Consider the following 3,845-nt stretch of genomic DNA (forward strand, 5'->3'; position numbering starts at 1 on the left):
CAGATGTGTATAAGAGACAGCCACCCCAGCAATCGATCGACAAGTTATGACTCAGATTCAATCTACATCCCCCGAAGATAATCCCATCATCAACCTAGTCGATCGAATCCTCGCCAAAGCGATCGAAGATCGAGCCTCTCACCTCTACTTTGAACCCCAAGATCGATCCCTCCAGATTAGAGTGCGCCACAACGGGTTATTGCAAACCGCATTGCAAAACATGCCCCACCACACGATCGTACCCACCATCGATCGCCTCAAAGCCCTCGCCCAAATCCACCCAGAACGCCCCGCCCCGCAAACTGGCACATTCGATCGACCCAGCAAAATCGGTCGCGTCCAAATCGCCATTACCACCCTACCAACTCAATTTGGCGACACCATTACCGCTAAAATTACCTACACCCAACGCCCCCAAATAGCCCTCCACCAACTCATTCCCGATCGCCAAGTCTTCGAGCCAATCTCCCGCATCATTCACAGCCATCGCGGACTGATCCTCATCGTCGGCGCACGAGATAGTGGCACATCTGCCATCGTCGATGCCAGCCTCGCTGAACTGCAACAAGCCGATCGCAAGATTTATGCAATCGATCGCCAATTAACAGCCGACATCCCAGGAATCGATCGAATTCTCCTCCCCGCCGCAGCCGATGCGCAAACTATCGCCCGTACCATTGACACCTGTTTGCACCAACAACCCGACATCCTCGCCATCGGCGCGATCGATAGCCTCCCTGTCGCCCAAACCGCACTCCAAGCCGTCGCACAAGGTTGCCTCGTCTTCGCCACCATCGCCGCCGCCACCGCAGGCGAAGCGATCTCCAACCTCATCGCCCTGGGCGTCCCCGCAGCGCAGCTCTACACGGCCACCATCGGCATCATTGCGCAAAAATCGTTAAAACAGCTTTGCAACGATTGTCGGCTGCCACAGGAACCAGATCGACTCCCATTAGCCCAACTCGGCAATACGATTCTCAGCCTCACCGATCGTAGTTCCTATTATCGCGCCCATACTCTCGACCCGATCGCGATAGAACGCGCCAAGCAATCGGGTAAATTGTGCTCTCAATGTCAGGGATCTGGCTATCGGGGCGAGATCGGGATCTATGAAGTACTGACGATCGTCGATCGACTCAAACCCACTATTCTCCACGGCGATGCCGAATCGATCGATCTTGCCGCCCAAGAAACTGGAATGCGATCGTTTCTAGATTTGGCGATCGACCTGTTTCGTCAGGGTAAGATTGCCTTTAGTGAGGTGCAACGGTGCGCGCCACCCAAAACCTTATTACAAGATCGACTAGCCAACGCCCAAACTTACCCAGATGCCGAGGCGAGCGATCTCGATCGGGCCGAAAGTTTAGAGGCAGCTTTATACTGGAAACAACAAGCTCTCCAAGCCAAATCTGAGTGCGAACAATTACTCGCCGAACTCGAACATTATCAGCAAGAAACAGATGAATTCGAGCAGCGCATCAAGCAAAGTCGATCGCAAGTAGAACAACGTACCCGCGCCGAAATTGCCCTGCATTTATTGTCGGTAGTCGATGTGATCGAACTCGCGCGGACTTCGATTAAACCGCAAACCGATCGCGAAGCTGCCATCCAAAAAGGCTACTCAATGTTAGAAAATAAAATGCTATCGAGTATTAAAGAAATTGGCGTTCGCGTTACCGAAAGTAAAGGTCGTAAATTTGAAGCTCATCTACACGAAGTCATCAAAGAAGTCAGCACTCACGAACATCCTGCGGGTACGGTCATCGATGAATTGAAACGCGGTTATACACTCGGCGATCGCGTATTGCGATTGGCACAAGTCAATGTAGCCGTGGCATCTACTTATAACTAATCGCTACCGAATATCACCGACTTCTGGCAGAAGTCGGTGATATGTCTGCACGAGACATCACAGCAGCTAGTCAAGCTCTCGAACATAAATTTTTATAAACTGAAGATTGGTAGCAATCGAAAATTTGGTTTACATTGGACACACTTAGATCTATTTTTTTATACTTAACTTTATGACTACTGGCGACTTATCTAGACCAGAATTGAACCGAAGTTATAGTTACGATCGAGAGCGTCCCAAAGTCAGATTACTGACGATGATTCGGCTGGGATTCTTTCAGATGGGTTTGGGAATGATGTCCGTGATGGTATTTGGCGTACTCAATCGGGTGCTGATTAGAGAATTAGCCGTACCGAGTACGATCGCCACGGTAATTTTAGCTCTAACATTATTTGTCGCTCCAGCGAGAATTATATTCGGGCAACTTTCCGATACCAAACCATTATTTGGTTATTATCGAACTGGCTATATTTGGCTGGGTGCCGCTGGATTAGTCACGAATGCTTGGATCGCCGTGCAGGTAATGTGGCAACTGGGCGCGAGTCTTAAGGCTGTCGGTTGGGCTGTCCCGACATATGGCTGGGCGGGATTGCTGGCATTTGTTTTTGCCTTGTATGGGTTATCGGTGAGCCTGTGCTCTACACCCTTTGCCACACTCCTAGTCGATATCACCGATGAAGACGATCGATCGCGACTCGTTGCTGTAGACTGGTCGATGTTAATCGGTGGGACAATCGTCGGAGCAATTACGATCGGCGTATTGCTCAAATCGCTAGAAATTAATGCCACGATCGAGCAAGTTCAAACCCAGATCGATCGCCTCTTTATCATTATCCCTGCGATCGTCGTGTTCTTTACTTTTATCGCTACGTGGGGCGTCGAACGCAAATATTCGCGGTTTGCCAGTCGGGTAGAACAACCGCTCGAAGGTTCTCATTTATCGCTGGGACGCGCTTTAGGTATCCTCACCGCCAGCCGTCAAACTCAGGTATTTTTTACCTTCCTAGTCGTCATGACTATGGGATTATTCATTCAAGATCCGATCCTCGAAACTTATGGTGGCGACGTCTTCGCGCTCCCCGTTGGTAAAACAGCGACACTCAACGCTTTTTGGGGCACAGGTACATTACTCGGTTTGAGTGCTGCCGGATTTTGGTTCGTACCAAAAATGGGCAAGCAAAAGACAGCACGACTGGGGTGTATGTTAGTCGCTGTATCGATGGTGTGGGTGATTGCCGCTGGGTTTACTCACAATCCCATGTTTCTGCAACTGGCTCTATTATTATTTGGCATCTGTTCGGGATTGGTCACAACTGGGGCAATTACCCTAATGTTAGATCTCACAGTCCCAGAAACAGCAGGCACATTCATCGGTGCTTGGGGCTTATCGCAAGCTTTAGCCAGAGGGTTTGCAACAATTTTTGGCGGTGCGGCTTTAGATATTGGCAAATCGTTGTTCGCCAATATCGTCTTTGCCTATAGCTTTGTATTTAGCTTGCAAGCTCTAGCCATGATTATCGCCGTCAAATTACTCGACAGAGTAAATGTCCGCGAATTTCAAACCTCAGCCAAAGATGCCGTCAAAGCAGTAATTGCCGCCGATGTAGATTAGCTCCGTCAGTTACGCTATGGTTGAACTAGTGCCATAGCGTATCCTCCAAGTTGCTAATTTTATGACATCGCCCATCGATACCGATTCGGCAGAGCCGACGCAACACGAACGTCTAGCTACTTCCCAGGATCGGCAGGACTCGTTTAGCCAGCAGGATGAGAACCGTACCGAATCCCAACCAGCGGAACCGATCCTCTGTCCTCATTGTCTGCGGACTGCCAGTAACGGCATCAAATGTAAGGGCTTATGTGTAGCTGACAGCGATTATTGATAACTGAGACAGGCTCGATCGATCGAGCATCATACTTCCTGTAAAAGTAATACCAAATTAAATTTAGTAAATGACAGATTAGCTCCTCCCCTTTATAAGCTGTGTATACA

3 protein-coding genes are annotated in these 3,845 nt (G+C 49.4%); all 3 read left to right on the plus strand.

What is annotated here, in order from left to right:
• Positions 1-46: 46 nt before the first annotated feature.
• A complete protein-coding gene (gene grpE, locus C7B77_RS25760; RefSeq protein WP_106311708.1) occupies positions 47-1,852 on the plus strand; it encodes a nucleotide exchange factor GrpE in 1,806 nt (601 codons plus the stop codon).
• A 172-nt stretch (positions 1,853-2,024) separates the two neighbouring features.
• Positions 2,025-3,464 carry a BCD family MFS transporter gene (locus tag C7B77_RS25765; RefSeq protein WP_106311711.1) on the plus strand — a complete coding sequence of 480 codons (1,440 nt, stop codon included), beginning with the start codon at positions 2,025-2,027 and terminating at the stop codon, positions 3,462-3,464.
• Between the two features lie 61 nt (positions 3,465-3,525).
• Positions 3,526-3,735 carry a hypothetical protein gene (locus C7B77_RS25770; protein ID WP_106311714.1) on the plus strand — a complete coding sequence of 70 codons (210 nt, stop codon included), beginning with the start codon at positions 3,526-3,528 and terminating at the stop codon, positions 3,733-3,735.
• Positions 3,736-3,845 lie beyond the last annotated feature (110 nt).

Origin of the sequence: Chamaesiphon polymorphus CCALA 037, from assembly GCF_003003845.1 — a bacterium.
GTDB lineage: Bacteria > Cyanobacteriota > Cyanobacteriia > Cyanobacteriales > Chamaesiphonaceae > Chamaesiphon > Chamaesiphon polymorphus.

Coding starts and splice junctions, on each gene's coding strand:
- grpE (WP_106311708.1), top strand. CDS start 47: ATGACTCAGATTCAATCTACATCCCCCGAAGATAATCCCATCATCAAC.
- C7B77_RS25765 (WP_106311711.1), top strand. CDS start 2,025: ATGACTACTGGCGACTTATCTAGACCAGAATTGAACCGAAGTTATAGT.
- C7B77_RS25770 (WP_106311714.1), top strand. CDS start 3,526: ATGACATCGCCCATCGATACCGATTCGGCAGAGCCGACGCAACACGAA.